Genomic DNA, 15,425 nt, shown 5'->3' on the forward strand with positions numbered 1-15,425 from the left:
AATATGATGAAAAATTACTTAGACTGGCAAGCATTTGAAATAAAATCATGGAAAACAATTCCAGTAATTTCAGGAAGAATTGCAACTGAAAAAGAAACCAAAAATAAAACTGCGGTTTTTTGTTTACAACATTCAGATCCAGAGCATAAAGCTTTCAAAATGGATTTACCAAAATTAGCATATTTGACCAATCAGGAAAATGGAGAGAGAGAATTAATAGTAGTAATCCAGGCAGAAACTACAAATTTAGGAACTGTAATTGGTTATCGAAATCCAAAAGGCGGAAATGGAGCGTGTTTATTTTGTGAATTGGAATTTTTAAGCGATCAGGAAATACAAAGACTAACCGAATAAAAATCTCGGAAGTTTACCCCATTTAAGACTACATAATAACATAAAAGCAAACCTTGACAAAAGAACGCATCATATTAGGAATCGACCCTGGAACCACAATAATGGGTTTTGGATTGATAAAAGTGGTCAATAAAAAGATGGAATTTTTGCAGCTCAACGAATTGCAATTGTCCAAATATGACAATCATTATCAAAAGCTAAAAATCATTTTTGAACGCACTATAGAATTAATAGAAACCCATCATCCCGATGAAATCGCTATTGAAGCCCCTTTCTTTGGAAAAAATGTTCAATCAATGCTAAAATTAGGAAGAGCACAAGGCGTTGCAATGGCTGCGGGACTTTCGAGAGATATTCCAATTACTGAATATGAGCCCAAAAAAATAAAAATGGCAATTACTGGTAACGGAAATGCTACCAAAGAACAGGTTGCTAAAATGCTTCAGCAATTATTGGGTTTGAAAGAATTGCCTAAAAACCTAGATTCCACCGATGGTTTGGCGGCGGCAGTTTGTCATTTCTTTAATTCTGGAAAAATAGTTGCAGGAAAAAGTTATTCGGGTTGGGATTCTTTTGTAAAACAAAATGAGGATAAGGTAAGAAAATAATTATATTTGCAAAAAAATCAACTTAACCTATCTTAAAAAATGACAAAAATTAAATTTATTGCTTTTATTTTATTTACAGCCCTTATCACATCATGCTCTTCAGATGAAAATAATTCAGACAACGCATCAACAGTAGGTTCTTTTGATTTTGTTTACAATAATGAAACAAAGAAAATAAGTTCATGGGAGGCAATCAAAATGGACGACTTCATTGAAGTTTCCGGCCAAACAACTGACGGAATTGGAATCGATTTTAAGTTTAATACTTATGGCAATTTGTTCCAAGGATTTACACATGGTGTCTCAGCATTAAGTACAGTTCCAATGCATGAAGTTTCAGAAATTTTTACTGCAAATACTTTTACTTTTACAATAATAGAACTTAATACTGCCAATAAAACGGTGAAAGTGAAATTTTCTGGAAAATTGTATGACGATGGATATGACTTTGAATCTAATTATATCACTAATCCATCAAATTTTATTACGGTAAGCGGCGCATTCGATGTTTCTTATTCAAATTTGATTCCAAATATTGCTGGATTAGGAACTTTTGCAAAAATAGATGGGAAAGATTGGCATGCTATGTCCTTTGGTAGCACTACGTCATTGTCTCAAACGATTCTTAATGTTGAGAATGACGGCGAATATAACTTGGGTATTGTTTTCCCAAGAGGAGATTTAAAAACAGGAACTTTCCCTTTTAGCAGCAATAATTTTGCAAATAGAATCTCTGTTGAAAAATTTGATTTGGCAACACATGAATTTATAGATTATAATGTTGCCGGTACTGTAACTTATACAACTGTAAATGATTACTATGTCGAAGGAACTTTTAGTTTAGTTGCAACTCATCCTGTTAATGGCTCAAAAATTGTCATTACTGAAGGAAAATTTAAAGAAGGAAGATAAAATAATCAAATACAAAATGAATCTCCGGACAGCATTAAAATATAATTTTAATTTTTACGGAGATTAATGATAATTATTCAAGAGCAAGATTTAACTTGCTCTTTTTTTATTATGTCAGGAATCTACATCCATATACCGTTTTGCAAACAGGCTTGTCATTATTGTGACTTTCATTTTTCGACTTCAATGAAGAAGAAAGACGAAATGGTTTTGGCTATTGCCAAAGAATTGCAAATGCGCAAAAGTGAATTTAAAGATGAAATTGTTGAAACTATTTACTTCGGCGGTGGAACGCCAAGTAGATTGCAGATTGCAGATTTGAGATTGCAGATTGATTCGATTTATCAAAATTATGCAGTTGCTGAAAGTCCTGAAATTACGCTCGAAGCCAATCCTGACGATTTATCAGAAGAATATTTGATTGCACTTTCAAAAATTGGAATCAACCGACTCAGCATCGGAATTCAATCATTTTTCGAAGAAGATTTGAAAATGATGAATCGGGCTCATAACTCGGTGGAAGCAAAAAAATGTTTAGAAATAGCAACAAAATATTTCGATAATATTACCATTGATTTGATTTATGGAATTCCTGGAATGAGCAACGAAAAATGGAAACAAAATATTGAAAATGCTCTGAGTTTTGGCATTCCTCATATTTCGAGTTATGCGTTGACAGTTGAACCCAAAACGGCTTTGAACAAACTCATTCAGACCGGAAAAATTGCGCAACCTAAAGATGAAGTAGCATCAGAACATTTTGAAATTTTAGTCCAAATACTTGAAGCGAATGGTTTTGTCCATTATGAATTGTCGAATTTTGGGAAAGAAAATTATTTCTCCAAAAACAATTCAGCTTATTGGTTGGGCAAAAAATATATAGGAATTGGTCCGTCAGCTCATAGTTATGATGGCGTTTCCAGAAGTTGGAATATTTCGAATAATCCTCTTTATTTAAAATCCATTCATGAAAATAATCTTCCGAATGAAGTTGAAGTGTTGTCCATTACCGACCGTTACAACGAATATATTATGACAGGTCTGCGAACGATTTGGGGCGTTTCTTTGGACAGAATAGAAACCGAATTCGGCAGCAAATATTCGAATTATGTACAGATACAAGCTCAGAAATTTATAAATGACGATTTACTTTTTATTAAAAACGACATTTTGAAACCTACCTCAAAAGGAAAATTTTTGACTGATGGAATCGCAAGTGATTTGTTTTATTTAAATTTGGAATAGTTGTAATCGAGTGGATTACAGATTTTTACTGTTTAATAAAAAATATAAAATGGCAGAATATCATCTTGCAGAAATAAATATTGCTAAAATGAAGGGTGTTAACATTAACGATCCCATTATGAAAGAATTTGTCGATAATCTTGACGAAGTCAATGAACTCGCTGAGAAAAGTGATGGATTTGTATGGCGTTTAAAAGACGAGGACAATAACGCAACAAATTTGAATCCATACAATGACGAACAAATTATTGTAAATTATTCAATCTGGGAAAGTATCGAAACGCTGGAGCATTATATGTATAAAACCTTTCATTCCGAGTTTTTAAGGCGCAGAAAAGAATGGTTTCACAGTTTTGGACAGGTTGCAACTGCTTTGTGGTGGGTTAAAAAAGGTGAAATTCCAGAACTTGCAACAGCAATGGAAAAATTGGATTATTTGCAAAGGAATGGTCCTTCAGAAATAGTTTTTAACCTTAAACAAAAATTTCCCAAACCACTTTAATAGTTTTTTTAAAACTACAAATGAATAACGACAAAGACTTTTGAGCTGGGCTTATCAAAATCTATTTTAAAAAATGATCACAGTTTCTACAAATAAAGAAAAACTAGACATCCCTTTTATCCAGCATTTTCTAAAAGATATTTATTGGGCTGCAGGAAGAACTATTGATGAAGTACAACGAACGATTGATGCTTCGGTTTGTTTTGGAATTTATTTGGATGATGTCCAAATTGGTTTTGCCCGTGTCATTACCGATTACGTAGTTTTTGCTTATATGATGGATGTTTTTATTACCGAAGAACATAGAGGAAAAGGATATTCTTCGATTTTGATTTCGGCGATGATGGAAGAGCCTACTTTGAAAGAAGTGAAAATATGGAGGTTAGCAACGAGAGACGCCCATTTTTTATATCAGAAATTTGGTTTTAAAGAGTTAGCATATCCCGAACGAATGATGGAAAAAATAGTGTGATGAAATCAGTTATCAAATTAGAAGAATTAGGACTTTTTATACTCGGAATTTATTTTTTCAACCAAATGCAATACGCTTGGTGGTGGTTTTTGGTTTTAATTTTATTACCTGATTTTTCAATGATTGGTTATGTATTTGGAAATAAAACAGGTGCTTTTTGCTATAATGTAGCTCATCATAGAGGGATTGCAATTGTCGTATATCTTGTTGGAATTTATTGTTCGAATGCAGAAATTCAACTTTCCGGCGTGATTTTATTTGCACATTCGTCTATGGACAGGATGTTTGGTTATGGTTTGAAATATGAAACAGGTTTTAAATATACCCATTTGGGTGAAATCGGAAAATAAATGAATTTAGAAACATACTACGAATATTGCCTTTCTAAAAAAGGAGTTACGGAGCATTTCCCTTTCGATGAAGATACTTTGGTTTTTAAAGTGGGCGGAAAAATATTTGCTCTTTCTTCTTTGTTACAATGGGAAAAAGGAAGTCCATCTGTGAATCTGAAATGTGATCCTGAAAAAGCACAAGAACTCAGAGCTGATTACGATGGAATAAATCCGGGATTCCATATGAACAAAGTACATTGGAACACTATCACAGTTAATAGTGATGTGACGAATGTTTTGCTCAAGGAATTGATAGACCATTCGTATGACTTGGTTTTTAAAAGTTTAAGCAAGAAAATTCAAAACGAAATTATTGACTCGAGGTAAAAAATTTACCGAACAGGCGAAGCAATTAGAAAAATAGACATTACTTTTGTCAAAAAAACCTCAGACACTTTCAAATAAAATACTATGATTGATAATCTTAAAAAGTTTCTTAACGAAGAACAAGATCCAAAAGCCATCGAAAAAATCACTTCAAAACTGAATGATTTATTGATGAAAAACGAAGAAGTTGGGTATATCGCAGTTCAGAAAAAACCTGCTATTACTGTTTTTCCTGATAGTATTGTTGTGACTAATAAAAGAATTATTATTTGTCAGCCAAAAAACATGGGACTTTCAATGAATTTCACTGATTTTACTTGGGATGAAATTGAAGGAACTTTTATGAAAGAGAATATTTTAGGTTCTGAATTTTCTTTTTCGACTAAAACACAAATTCAGGTTTCTATCGATTATATTCCAAAAATTCAAGCTAGAAAAATTGCAACTTTTGCCAAAGAACAATTGGATATATTGAAAAATGGTGCAACTGCAACCGAAGCTTCTGCGTCTGTAATAACCGAAGAAATTGCTCCAGAATTAATTCAGGAATCAGAATTGATTGAAGAAATGGAAACAGAAGAAGTTACCAATTTTGCTGAAATTATGCCTGCAGTTTCTAACTATTCAGAACCTGTTGCAGAAAACACAACTGCTCCAACTGAGAAAAAAACGAGTGAACTATCACAAGATGAACTTTTTGCAAAGCTTCAAAATTACAAAAGACTTCTTGATAATGGATTGATTATGCAAGCAGAATATGACGCTTTCAAAAAAGAGATTCTTAGTTTAATGTAAAATCTAATTTTTTAAAATGCAAGACCCCGACAAGTTTTAATTTGTTGGGGTTTGTTTTTTTTATTGTGTATAAATTCTTCGATTGTTTTTTAACAACATTTTAGAAGTAAAAAATAACTCTTTTTTTTAAATTGTAATAATTCTTTTGTATAAAAAAAAGTCAACCTCAGCAATTGAAATTTGGTTTTGACTAAAGGGTTTGCTTTTGTCTATCCACAAATCCATTGGATTGTAATGCTAATAATTCTTCAGCATTTTTGCGTTGTAAATCATATAATTTTTTATCCTCAGCAATATCTGCATACACTTTATCATGCATCGAAGCATTAGTTTTTACCAACAATTCACGTTGGTGTTTATTTTGTTCCAAAGTGGCTTTGAGAGCCGTTTCTAAATCTTCTAATTTAAAATCATATTCTCCTTTTGGAGATAATAATTTGGCAATAATTGGAGAAGTTTCAATGGCTAAAAATAATAGCATTATAAAGAAAGAAGGGATCCAAGGCAATTTATTCAACGCATTGATTCGTGCCATCAAACCGTCAAACCCATCAATGATTGGTTGAGTTTCGGTTACTTTTTTGTCTAGATCGGTTTGCAATGTTTTGGAGCTTTTTTCCAGAACAGCAATTTTGGCCAAATTGTTTTTTCGGATTGTATCAAGTTCTCCGGAAGCTATATTGTATTTGGCAATTTTTTCTTTAAAAATAGGACCTTTACCCATTTTCTTAGTTCCTGCAGTTCCTTCGGCTTCTTGAATATAAGCTTGATAAAGTGTGTTTAATTCTTTTTCTTTATTGGTAATTTCTGCTTTAAGACTTGCGATATCACCTTTGTTTTTGTCCAAATCTGATTTGAAAAAACTAGCAACTTCCTTTTTATTATTCAAAGCCATTGCATTTTTTTCTTTCAATAAAACGGTATTGATTTCCTTTTCAAAGATTTTGATTTCCAATGGTTTTGAAATTACGATAGCAATAATAATCGCTAAAATAATTCGCGGAGTAGCTTGTAAAAATTCAGCAGCAAAATTATTTCTTTTTCGAATGGTAGAAACAATAAAACGATCCAGATTAAAAATGAGTAAACTCCAAACGAGTCCAAAAAGTAGTGCGGGAAGAACATTGTCGAAAACAGTGAAAAGAGCATAAGCACTAGCAATAAAAGCCATAACGGCTGTAAAAAATACTGTAGCGCCAATACCAACATATTTGGTTTGTTCGCCTTCGGAGCAACCGTCGAGTAACGGTTTGTCAGCGCCTGAACACAGGATGAAAAATTGTTTTAACATGATTGATTGATTTTTGATTGATGATTTGATTGGTACAAATTTAAGAATGAAAAATCAATAAGTAAGTTAAAATATTGATTTGTTTTTGTTTAAGCGTTTTGAAAGATTAATTTTTATAGAAGGGTACAAAAAAAGCTATTCCGTAAAGAACAGCTCTTTCAAATTTGAATTAGTAATTTCCTTTATTATATTATTGGTGCGCCTGCTAATATTTCAGCATTGGCAAATTCTTTAAATTGAGCAAAATTAGCCTCGAATTTATGGGCCAATTCGATTGCTTTTGTGTCGTATAATTTTGGGTTTTCCCAAGTGTTTCTGGGATTTAAAATTTCGCTGGGAACTTCCGGACAAGATTGTGGAATTGCAATTCCAAATACGTCATGATTCTTGAATTCAACTGAATCTAATTGTCCTTTCAACGCTGCAGTAATCATCGCTCGAGTGTATTTCAATTTCATTCGACTTCCTGTGCCGTAAGCGCCTCCTGTCCATCCAGTGTTGATTAGCCAAACTTTTACGTTAGCTTCCTTCATTTTTTGGCTCAACATTTCAGCATATTTTGTTGGATGCAAAGGCATGAATGGAGCACCAAAACAAGCTGAAAAATTAGGTTGAGGCTCGGTAACTCCAGCTTCTGTTCCTGCAACTTTTGCAGTATATCCAGATATAAAATGATACGCCGCTTGACCAGCTGTTAATTTAGATATTGGTGGTAAAATACCGTAGGCATCAGCCGTTAAGAAGAAAATATTTTTTGGGTTTTTACCAATTGAGCAAGGTTGGATATTGTCAATATGTTCAATTGGGTAACTAACTCGAGTATTTTGAGTAATAGAAATATCTTCAAAATCAACTTCGTTTGTTCCCTTTTTGAAAACCACATTTTCAAGAATAGCTCCTTTTTTAATAGCTCTGAAAATGTCTGGTTCATTTTCTTCGGTGAGGTTTATTACTTTAGCATAACAACCTCCTTCAAAATTAAAAATCGTATTTTCATTGGTCCACCCATGCTCATCATCGCCAATTAGTTTTCTTTCTGGATCTGCAGACAAAGTGGTTTTCCCAGTTCCAGATAATCCAAAGAATAGTGCAGTATCTCCGTTTTCACCAACATTAGCACTACAATGCATTGGTAAAGTATTTTTGAAAACCGGCAGAATGAAATTTAATGCTGAAAAAATTCCTTTTTTCATTTCGCCTGTATAACCTGTTCCACCAATTAAAGCGATCTTTTTAGTGAAATCAAGGATGGCAAAATTACTTTGTCGAGTTCCATCAACTTCAGGGTCTGCTTGAAACTCCGGAACACAAATTACGGTCCATTCGGGAGTGAAATTTTCTAATTCTTCATTAGTTAATCTCAAAAACATATTGTGGCAAAATAGATTAGCCCAAGCGGTTTCTGTAACAACGCGTACATTCAATTTATAATTGGGATCGGCACAAACGTAAGCATCTCTGACAAAAATTTCTTTGTTTGATAAGTATGCGGTAACTTTTTTAAGAAGTGATTCGAATGCATTAGGTTCAAAAGGAATATTTACTTTTCCCCACCATACTTTACCTTCAGTTATATTGTCTTTAACGATGAACCTGTCTTGCGGAGAGCGACCAGTAAATTCTCCAGTGTTTATGGCTAACGCGCCTGTGTTGTTCTCAAAGCCTTGTCCTGATTGAATGGTTATTTCGTGCAGTTCAGTAGGACTTAGCTGATACCGAATTTTTGCATTTTCGATTCCTAAATTTTTTAACGAAATCGATTTCGTAATTAAAGCGTAGTTGTCCATAAAAATAATTTTGCGTGAGGGTTTCTTATTTCAACGCAAAAATATAATTTTTTTTTATAACTAGATTAAGATTTATTTTTATTTTTTTGAGGCTTTATTAAGTCAAAAAACACTAAAAACCATGAAATAATAAGAAACAGTCCTCCAATGGGTGTGATAAAACCTATTACTTTAAAATCTATTGGGGTCAAGGAATTGGTCGCTAAAAGATAAATCGAGCCAGAGAAAAAAACAACTCCAATAAGAGTACAATTATAAATCGTATTTTTTAACTTTCGATTGATTAATGGTGTAGTTCCAACAAACAATAAAAACAACGCATGATACATTTGGTATTTAACTCCAGTTTCAAATGTATTTAGCTGTTCGATTGTTAACACTTGTTTCAAACCATGAGCACCAAATGCACCTAAAATTATCGCTATCATTCCCAAAACTGCGGCCGTAGAAACTATTTTCTTCTCCATTTTTTTATCATTTAAAGTATTGCAAAAGTATCTTATATAATTTTAAACTGAAAGATTTTTTATATGCCTTTACAGTAGTTTTTTTTTAAATAATTAATTTAGCTTACATTTTTATTTGAAAATAAAATCTAATACTTAATCTAAAAAAAATTAAAATACTTGTTACAAATACAACAATGGAATTCATTTTTGTTGTAAATTTATCATTATTAAACTTAAAAAGTTCATGTTTGTGAAAACAATCAACTTATGAGAACAATTCTAATTATAGGAGCAGGAAGATCAGCTTCATCTTTGATACAGTATCTTTTGAACAAATCAGTTTCGGAAAATCTGAATCTTATTATTGGAGATTTATCTTTGGCTTTGGCACAAAAAAAAACTAAAAATCATCCAAATGCGACTGCAATTGCTTTAGATATTTTTGATGAAAATCAAAGAAAAGAGGCAATCCAAAAATCGGAGATTGTTATTTCGATGTTGCCCGCTCATTTACATATAGAAGTGGCAAGGGATTGTTTGGTTTATAAAAAACATTTGGTAACCGCATCGTATATAAGTGATGCGATGCAGGAACTAAACGAAGCTGCAAAAGCCAATAATTTAATCTTCATGAATGAAATTGGTCTCGACCCAGGAATTGACCACATGAGCGCCATGAAAGTAATTGATGAAATTAAAGAACAAGGAGGGAAAATGCTCCTGTTTGAATCTTTTTGCGGAGGTCTTGTAGCACCAGAATCAGATGATAATTTATGGAATTATAAATTTACTTGGGCTCCTCGTAATGTAGTGCTTGCTGGCCAAGGCGGAACAGCTAAATTTATTCAGGAAGGAACTTATAAATACATTCCGTATGTGAATTTGTTTCGCCGAACCGAGTTTTTGGAAGTAGAAGGTTATGGGAAGTTTGAAGCTTATTCTAATAGAGATTCGCTTAAATACAGAAGTGTTTACGGACTAGATGATGTACTTACTTTATACAGAGGAACTATCCGAAGGATTGGTTTTTCTAAAGCTTGGAATATGTTTGTGCAATTAGGAATGACCGATGATAGTTACATTATGGAGGACTCCGAAAATATGAGTTACCGCCAATTTGTGAATTCATTCCTGCCCTACCACCCAACCGATTCTGTTGAAATTAAAATGCGTTTGATTCTAAAGATTGATCAAGACGACATTATGTGGGACAAACTTTTGGAATTGGATTTATTTAATGACAATAAAAAAATAGGATTAAAAAACGCCACACCAGCACAAATTCTTGAAAAAATACTCAGCGATAGTTGGACTTTAAAACCGAACGATAAGGACATGATTGTGATGTATCACAAGTTTGGATATGTTCTTAACGGCGAAGAAAAACAAATAGATTCCAAAATGGTTTGCATTGGCGAAGATCAAACCTATACCGCAATGGCAAAAACTGTTGGATTGCCTGTTGCTATGGCGACTTTGTTGATTTTGAACGGGAAAATTACAACTCCTGGAGTGCAGCTCCCGATTCGCAAAGAAGTCTATCTTCCAATTTTAAAGGAGTTAGAAGAATATGGTGTTGTGTTTAATGAACAAACAATGCCTTATGTTGGATATAATCCTGATAAAGTTTTTAGTTAATTTTTTTTGTTTTTTATTTATCCGCTTCCGTTTAAGAAGCGGATTTTTTTAACAATTACTTTGATTGAATAGTTATTGGCAAACTATATTCTACACGAACTGGTTTTCCATTTTCTGAACCTGGAATCCATTTAGGCGAAAGTTTTATAACTCCAATAGCTTTCTCGGCTAACCCGTATCCTAAATCTTTTTCTATTTTAAAATTAGAAAGTGAACCATCTTTTTCTACCATAAATTTAATTAATATTTTGCCTTCCACTTTGTCTTGGGTGGCTTCAACAGGTAATTTAAAATGCATTCCAACAAATTTGTAAAATTCAATATTTCCGCCAGGATATTCGGGTTGTTTAATTGCGCTGTTTGTTTTTTTATTTACTTCTAAATCATTGTTAGTAGATTCTTGTGCAAAAGTTTTAGTATTAAAAACAAACAATAATATGCTATAAATCATCCCTACTGCAAACATTTTGAAAATATTTTTTACAGGCGATTGTTTTTTTGCCATCATGAGAAAACGTTTCTTAGTTATTAAGTAATTAATATTACTTGCTAGAGCGATATTAGTTTTATTAGATGCTATTTTCAGTAATAAATTTTGATAATAACTAACGGAATTAAACTGCTTGTTTACTGCTTCATCCGCCAGGAATTCGTGATTGAGTTTAATGGCTTTTTTGTATGAAATGAATAGCGGATTAAACCAAAATATTATTTGCAAGACTTCAATAAAAAGGATATCTAATGAATGCTTCTGTGTTAGATGTGCTTTTTCATGAGCAATTAATTCGGATGGAATTTTATTACTTTCATAATCATCAAGACTAATAAAAATAGTATTCCAAAACGAATGAGGCAAAATAGATTCATTAATAAGAATTACTTTTTCTCCATTAATAAACTGAATTTTATTATTTTTCGATTTCTTATAGAATGAATATAAATTCAAAGCAAAACGAATACTTAATAACAACACACCTATAGCATAAATTATACTTAAAACCATAGTTATGATATAGTAACTGCTTGTCTTATTTTGAATGACATTGTTTGTCCTAAGGATAATTTCTTCTAATTGAATTGTCTTTAAATTGCTATCCAAAAAAGGTCCAAATGAAAATAACTGCAAAGGAATAATCAAGCTAAAAACTAAGCTTATAATTAAATACCCTCTATTAAAGCGAAACATTTTTTCGTTTTCTAACCATAATTTATACACTGTATAAAAGATTAAAAGCAGCATTCCTGATTTTAAAAGATACATTGTCATTTTTTCTTTTTTTGAATTTGTGAATCTATTATTTTCTTAAGTTCTTCTAATTCCGAAGTCGATAAATTCGTTTCAGTTGTAAAGAACGAAGCAAATTGTGATGCCGAATTGTTGAAGAAATTGCTAATCAATCCGTTGACGTGTTTCGAGAAATAATCCGTTTTTTTGACCAAAGGGTAATATTCCCGTGAGTTTCCAAATTCGTTGTAGGCAACAAATTTCTTGTCTATCATTCTTTTCAAAAGAGTTGCAACAGTTGTTGTTGCTGGCTTTGGTTCGGGATACGCCTCGAGTAAATCTTTCATGAAAGCTTTTTCAAGCCTCCAAAGGTGTTCCATTAATTGTTCTTCGGAGTTGGATAATTGCATGATTTAAATTTTTTAGTTGTGTCTATTTGCTTTTTGTGACTATTGGTGTTTTTATATCCGAAATTAATTCGCCATTTTCATATTTCCTGGTGGATACTTGGATTCCGTTTTCGTCAAAGTATTTCCAATCACCATAATAAAACCAGTGTATTTCTGGGCCTGTGACAACTAGTTTTGTTTTTCCTTTGGATTGAATCGTTCCGTTTGGATTATAATTGGTAATGATACATTTGTTTTTTCTGTAAACTTCTTTTTTGCTGATTGCATTGCCTGTATAATTCAACCATTTTTTTACGGGTTCCCCATTTTTATATTTCCCAACCGATTTGCATTGTATGGTGTCGATTTCATATTTTTCTATCCAAAGCCCTACTTTTTTGTTGTTTTCTTTTTGATTAATTGGAGTTGTTTTACATCCAATTAAAACCATTGTAAGGAATAAAATGACGAATAAGTTTCTCATAAATTTATTTTGTTCTACTAAAATAGAATTAACTCTACAAATGTAGAATAAAAATTAATACAGCCAAACTTTTTGCTCTTTTTTTTACGCAAATGATTCTTACATATGGAAATGTAATTATCAAAACATCAATATCTTACAAAAACCAAAAGCCTAGCCCTGATAGAAGTGGAAATCCTTATGTGCCGGGGTTCGGCACACAAGATTGCAACGGATAGCAGGAAATAGCTCCCATTTAAAACCAAAATCCTTTGGGGAAAGGCATAAAAAAATCCGCTCATTGCTGAACGGATTTTGAATTGTATTGATATGTGAATTACTTCGAAAGCTCCACAAAATACTTGTAAAACAAAGGAATGGTTTCAATTCCTTTCAGGTAATTGAAGATTCCGAAATGTTCATTTGGCGAATGAATGGCATCACTGTCAAGACCGAAGCCCATTAATATGGTTTTACTTTTTAATTCTTTCTCAAACAAAGCGACAATAGGAATACTTCCTCCTGAACGCACCGGAATAGCCGGTATACCAAAAGTTTCTGTATAGGCCATATTTGCTGCTTTGTAACCAATACTGTCGATTGGGGTAACATAACCTTGTCCTCCGTGATGAGGGGTAACTTTTACGGTAATTCCAGCTGGAGCAATACTAATAAAATGCTTGGTAAAAAGCTCTGTAATCTCCTCCCAATCTTGATTTGGAACTAAACGCATCGAGATTTTGGCAAAAGCTTTGCTCGCAATAACCGTTTTGGCACCTTCTCCGGTATATCCACCCCAAATTCCGTTAACATCCAATGTTGGGCGTATGGAGTTTCGTTCATTGGTAACATATCCTTTTTCGCCATAAACATCATTAATATTTAAGGCTTTTTTATAATTGTCAAGATTAAAAGGAGCTTTGGCCATTTCTGCCCTTTCTTCTAGTGACAATTCTTCGACATTGTCATAGAACCCGGGTATTGTGATATGATTGTTTTCATCATGCAAAGAAGCAATCATTTTGGATAAAATATTAATAGGGTTGGCTACAGCGCCACCGTAAAGTCCGGAGTGCAAATCCCGATTTGGACCTGTAACTTCGACCTCAACATAACTCAATCCTCGAAGACCGGTAGTGATTGAGGGTTGCTGATTAGAAATCATTCCGGTGTCTGAAATCAAAATCACATCGTTTTTCAGTTTTTCAGTATTGTTTTCTACAAATGTTTTTAGGTTAACACTACCTACTTCTTCCTCCCCTTCAATCATGAATTTCACGTTACAAGGCAAAGTGTTAGTCTGAATCATGTATTCAAAGGCTTTCACATGCATGAACATTTGGCCTTTATCATCGCAGGCTCCTCTGGCAAAAATAGCTCCTTCGGGATGAATTTCTGTGTTTTTTATTATAGGTTCAAATGGTGGTGAAGTCCACAATTCTAATGGGTCGGCTGGTTGCACATCATAATGTCCGTAAACCAAAACAGTGGGTAAATTAGGGTCGATTATTTTCTCTCCATATACAATTGGGTATCCTGCTGTATCGCAAATTTCGACAAAATCGCATCCAGCTTTCTCTAAACTTTCTTTGACCGCATCGGCAGTATCAAGGACATCTTGCGAAAAGGCGGTGTCTGCACTTACGGATGGTATTTTTAATAGTTCGATTAACTCATTGATAAACCGTTCTTTGTGTTTTATAACATATTGTTTTATATCTTCCATTAAATAAAAAATTTATAAGAACCAAAAATACAAAAAACAGAATGAATATTTTTTTTAAAAAAATCCTTTGAGAATTGGAAGTTATGATTATCTTTGCACCCACAATTAAGCGGATATGGCGAAATTGGTAGACGTGCCAGACTTAGGATCTGGTGCCGAAAGGCGTGTAGGTTCGAGTCCTATTATCCGCACGAAAAACAACCCAAGTATCTTATTTTTAGGTACTTGGGTTTTTTGCTTTTTGAGAGTTGCCCAACTACTGCCCAACCATTTAGAAAAGCATAATATGGGATCAGGTGCAAAAGTTGGGGGTTAAGTAAGAAGATTTTTTCTAATAAAAGCTTTCCATTTCTATTAAAAGAATTTCAAATAATCAGGAGCTATTTCCTGCTGTTCGTTTCAAGCTTTCGTCATAAACCTTTTTTTCCGGCGTCCTGCAAGGAGCTTCCGCTGGTCGCTCTTGCAGTTCGGGAAAAAATAGGTTTATTTCCTCGAGGCTTTCCACTGCCATCAGGGCTAGGGTAGTAGTGCTTTATGAGGACCAAAATAAGACATATAATATATAGGAGAAAAACATCCGAATGGATTTTTGGGTAATCAAACCACAAAAGAGAGTATACTTGAAAAAACCACTTGTAATAATATGTAAAAACTTCGCTTTGTTGGTGTCTTTTCATTGCGAATATTGCGGTTAAGCGGGCTTTAAAAGTGTCGAGATTAAAAAAACCTCAAAAAAGGTGTTTGTAAAGACAAGGTTACCAGTTGATTAAAAAATAAATCAAAAATAAACGTGAAAAGGTATTGTTAAAACGAAAAAAGGGTCTACTTTTGCACCCGCAACAGCGCAGAC

The 15,425-nt window shown here is 33.2% G+C and carries 17 protein-coding genes and 1 tRNA gene; 11 read left to right on the forward strand and 7 right to left on the reverse strand.

Annotated features, from left to right (window positions below):
• Nucleotides 1-3 precede the first annotated feature (3 nt).
• The 9 genes from VLC96_RS17500 (at nucleotide 4) to VLC96_RS17540 (ending at nucleotide 5,607) form a co-directional block, all read left to right on the forward strand.
• Nucleotides 4-354: a hypothetical protein gene (locus VLC96_RS17500; protein ID WP_325264997.1), complete on the forward strand. Its 351-nt coding sequence runs from the start codon at nucleotides 4-6 to the stop codon at nucleotides 352-354.
• Between the two features lie 53 nt (nucleotides 355-407).
• A complete protein-coding gene (gene ruvC, locus VLC96_RS17505; protein ID WP_325264998.1) occupies nucleotides 408-962 on the forward strand; it encodes a crossover junction endodeoxyribonuclease RuvC in 555 nt (184 codons plus the stop codon).
• Nucleotides 963-1,001: 39 nt separating this feature from the next.
• Nucleotides 1,002-1,874 carry a hypothetical protein gene (locus tag VLC96_RS17510; RefSeq protein WP_325264999.1) on the forward strand — a complete coding sequence of 291 codons (873 nt, stop codon included), beginning with the start codon at nucleotides 1,002-1,004 and terminating at the stop codon, nucleotides 1,872-1,874.
• Between the two features lie 111 nt (nucleotides 1,875-1,985).
• Nucleotides 1,986-3,119, forward strand: coding sequence for a radical SAM family heme chaperone HemW (hemW, locus tag VLC96_RS17515; RefSeq protein ID WP_325265001.1), 1,134 nt, complete (start codon nucleotides 1,986-1,988; stop codon nucleotides 3,117-3,119).
• A 49-nt stretch (nucleotides 3,120-3,168) separates the two neighbouring features.
• Nucleotides 3,169-3,621: a DUF3291 domain-containing protein gene (locus tag VLC96_RS17520; RefSeq protein WP_325265003.1), complete on the forward strand. Its 453-nt coding sequence runs from the start codon at nucleotides 3,169-3,171 to the stop codon at nucleotides 3,619-3,621.
• 73 nt (nucleotides 3,622-3,694) lie between these two features.
• Nucleotides 3,695-4,093: a GNAT family N-acetyltransferase gene (locus VLC96_RS17525; RefSeq protein ID WP_325265004.1), complete on the forward strand. Its 399-nt coding sequence runs from the start codon at nucleotides 3,695-3,697 to the stop codon at nucleotides 4,091-4,093.
• Complete coding sequence (locus tag VLC96_RS17530) at nucleotides 4,093-4,443, forward strand: DUF4260 domain-containing protein (protein WP_325265005.1); 351 nt, start codon at nucleotides 4,093-4,095, stop codon at nucleotides 4,441-4,443. Before VLC96_RS17525 ends, VLC96_RS17530 begins: the two co-directional genes overlap by 1 nt.
• Nucleotides 4,444-4,812 (forward strand): MmcQ/YjbR family DNA-binding protein, encoded by a 369-nt coding sequence (locus tag VLC96_RS17535; RefSeq protein WP_325265006.1) that lies wholly within the window; start codon nucleotides 4,444-4,446, stop codon nucleotides 4,810-4,812.
• A gap of 84 nt (nucleotides 4,813-4,896) precedes the next feature.
• Nucleotides 4,897-5,607, forward strand: a complete 711-nt coding sequence (locus VLC96_RS17540; RefSeq protein WP_325265008.1) for a PH domain-containing protein — start codon at nucleotides 4,897-4,899, stop codon at nucleotides 5,605-5,607.
• A gap of 190 nt (nucleotides 5,608-5,797) precedes the next feature.
• On the opposite strand, the gene VLC96_RS17545 is transcribed toward VLC96_RS17540, so the two are convergent.
• The 3 genes from VLC96_RS17545 to VLC96_RS17555 form a co-directional block, all read right to left on the reverse strand.
• Entirely contained in the window at nucleotides 5,798-6,898 is a 1,101-nt protein-coding gene (locus VLC96_RS17545; protein WP_325265010.1) for a DUF4407 domain-containing protein, read from the reverse strand.
• 185 nt (nucleotides 6,899-7,083) lie between these two features.
• A complete protein-coding gene (gene pckA / locus VLC96_RS17550; RefSeq protein ID WP_325265012.1) occupies nucleotides 7,084-8,685 on the reverse strand; it encodes a phosphoenolpyruvate carboxykinase (ATP) in 1,602 nt (533 codons plus the stop codon).
• 65 nt (nucleotides 8,686-8,750) lie between these two features.
• The gene (locus tag VLC96_RS17555) at nucleotides 8,751-9,152 is read right to left on the reverse strand and encodes a DUF423 domain-containing protein (RefSeq protein ID WP_325265014.1); all 402 of its coding nucleotides are present in this window, start codon (nucleotides 9,150-9,152) and stop codon (nucleotides 8,751-8,753) included.
• Between the two features lie 249 nt (nucleotides 9,153-9,401).
• On the opposite strand from VLC96_RS17555, the gene VLC96_RS17560 reads away from it, so the two are divergent.
• A complete protein-coding gene (locus tag VLC96_RS17560) occupies nucleotides 9,402-10,772 on the forward strand; it encodes a saccharopine dehydrogenase family protein (protein WP_325265016.1) in 1,371 nt (456 codons plus the stop codon).
• 55 nt (nucleotides 10,773-10,827) lie between these two features.
• Here VLC96_RS17560 and VLC96_RS17565 read toward each other — a convergent pair whose 3' ends face one another.
• The 4 genes from VLC96_RS17565 to VLC96_RS17580 all read right to left on the reverse strand — a co-directional run bounded on the left by VLC96_RS17565 (nucleotide 10,828) and on the right by VLC96_RS17580 (nucleotide 14,575).
• Nucleotides 10,828-12,039: a M56 family metallopeptidase gene (locus VLC96_RS17565; protein WP_325265018.1), complete on the reverse strand. Its 1,212-nt coding sequence runs from the start codon at nucleotides 12,037-12,039 to the stop codon at nucleotides 10,828-10,830.
• Nucleotides 12,036-12,407 carry a BlaI/MecI/CopY family transcriptional regulator gene (locus tag VLC96_RS17570; RefSeq protein WP_325265020.1) on the reverse strand — a complete coding sequence of 124 codons (372 nt, stop codon included), beginning with the start codon at nucleotides 12,405-12,407 and terminating at the stop codon, nucleotides 12,036-12,038. The genes VLC96_RS17565 and VLC96_RS17570 overlap by 4 nt, the downstream gene beginning before the upstream one ends.
• Before the next feature lie 22 nt (nucleotides 12,408-12,429).
• Complete coding sequence (locus tag VLC96_RS17575) at nucleotides 12,430-12,870, reverse strand: toxin-antitoxin system YwqK family antitoxin (protein ID WP_325265021.1); 441 nt, start codon at nucleotides 12,868-12,870, stop codon at nucleotides 12,430-12,432.
• Nucleotides 12,871-13,186: 316 nt separating this feature from the next.
• Nucleotides 13,187-14,575 carry a dipeptidase gene (locus tag VLC96_RS17580; RefSeq protein ID WP_325265023.1) on the reverse strand — a complete coding sequence of 463 codons (1,389 nt, stop codon included), beginning with the start codon at nucleotides 14,573-14,575 and terminating at the stop codon, nucleotides 13,187-13,189.
• A gap of 109 nt (nucleotides 14,576-14,684) precedes the next feature.
• Here VLC96_RS17580 and VLC96_RS17585 point away from each other — a divergent pair.
• Nucleotides 14,685-14,766, forward strand: a tRNA-Leu gene (locus tag VLC96_RS17585).
• The last annotated feature ends 659 nt before the right edge of the window (nucleotides 14,767-15,425 follow it).

This window comes from Flavobacterium sp. (assembly GCF_035456085.1).
Classification (GTDB): Bacteria; Bacteroidota; Bacteroidia; order Flavobacteriales; family Flavobacteriaceae; genus Flavobacterium.

Excerpts from the sequence above, each read along its gene's own strand:
- VLC96_RS17500 (WP_325264997.1), top strand. The coding sequence starts at position 4 with ATGATGAAAAATTACTTAGACTGGCAAGCATTTGAAATAAAATCATGG.
- VLC96_RS17510 (WP_325264999.1), top strand. The coding sequence starts at position 1,002 with ATGACAAAAATTAAATTTATTGCTTTTATTTTATTTACAGCCCTTATC.
- hemW (WP_325265001.1), top strand. The coding sequence starts at position 1,986 with ATGTCAGGAATCTACATCCATATACCGTTTTGCAAACAGGCTTGTCAT.
- VLC96_RS17520 (WP_325265003.1), top strand. The coding sequence starts at position 3,169 with ATGGCAGAATATCATCTTGCAGAAATAAATATTGCTAAAATGAAGGGT.
- VLC96_RS17525 (WP_325265004.1), top strand. The coding sequence starts at position 3,695 with ATGATCACAGTTTCTACAAATAAAGAAAAACTAGACATCCCTTTTATC.
- VLC96_RS17530 (WP_325265005.1), top strand. The coding sequence starts at position 4,093 with ATGAAATCAGTTATCAAATTAGAAGAATTAGGACTTTTTATACTCGGA.
- VLC96_RS17535 (WP_325265006.1), top strand. The coding sequence starts at position 4,444 with ATGAATTTAGAAACATACTACGAATATTGCCTTTCTAAAAAAGGAGTT.
- VLC96_RS17540 (WP_325265008.1), top strand. The coding sequence starts at position 4,897 with ATGATTGATAATCTTAAAAAGTTTCTTAACGAAGAACAAGATCCAAAA.
- VLC96_RS17545 (WP_325265010.1), bottom strand. The coding sequence starts at position 6,898 with ATGTTAAAACAATTTTTCATCCTGTGTTCAGGCGCTGACAAACCGTTA.
- pckA (WP_325265012.1), bottom strand. The coding sequence starts at position 8,685 with ATGGACAACTACGCTTTAATTACGAAATCGATTTCGTTAAAAAATTTA.
- VLC96_RS17555 (WP_325265014.1), bottom strand. The coding sequence starts at position 9,152 with ATGGAGAAGAAAATAGTTTCTACGGCCGCAGTTTTGGGAATGATAGCG.
- VLC96_RS17560 (WP_325265016.1), top strand. The coding sequence starts at position 9,402 with ATGAGAACAATTCTAATTATAGGAGCAGGAAGATCAGCTTCATCTTTG.
- VLC96_RS17565 (WP_325265018.1), bottom strand. The coding sequence starts at position 12,039 with ATGACAATGTATCTTTTAAAATCAGGAATGCTGCTTTTAATCTTTTAT.
- VLC96_RS17570 (WP_325265020.1), bottom strand. The coding sequence starts at position 12,407 with ATGCAATTATCCAACTCCGAAGAACAATTAATGGAACACCTTTGGAGG.
- VLC96_RS17575 (WP_325265021.1), bottom strand. The coding sequence starts at position 12,870 with ATGAGAAACTTATTCGTCATTTTATTCCTTACAATGGTTTTAATTGGA.
- VLC96_RS17580 (WP_325265023.1), bottom strand. The coding sequence starts at position 14,575 with ATGGAAGATATAAAACAATATGTTATAAAACACAAAGAACGGTTTATC.